This window comes from Vibrio splendidus 12E03 (assembly GCF_000272105.2).
Taxonomy (GTDB): domain Bacteria; phylum Pseudomonadota; class Gammaproteobacteria; order Enterobacterales; family Vibrionaceae; genus Vibrio; species Vibrio splendidus_I.
In genome coordinates this window covers 1-248 of the sequence record NZ_AJZD02000276.1, presented here as the reverse complement: position 1 = coordinate 248, position 248 = coordinate 1, and the positions used below count along the sequence as shown (strand labels likewise).

The window sequence follows — 248 nt, the reverse complement described above, 5'->3', positions numbered from 1 at the left end:
TGGTATCGCTTCTTGCCTTAAACTCGGCCCATCCACCGTATCAGAACTCCTTACTCGCTTTAAACAAAGCCAACTTGGTTGGCCTCTACCCGACAGTTGCAGAGATGCAGATCTCACACAGGCGCTGTATCACGGCAAGAAAGCCAGTCGAGATAAAGTTATGCCAGACTTCACTCAATACGCAGTCGAACTCAGGCGTAAAGGTATGACAAAGATGCTGCTCTGGCAGGAGTATCATGAGCAATATC

The 248-nt window shown here is 48.4% G+C and carries 1 pseudogene; it reads left to right on the top strand.

What is annotated here, in order from left to right:
* Positions 1 to 4: 4 nt before the first annotated feature.
* A pseudogene (locus tag A142_RS17155) lies at positions 5 to 248 on the top strand (IS21 family transposase); the annotation flags it as partial.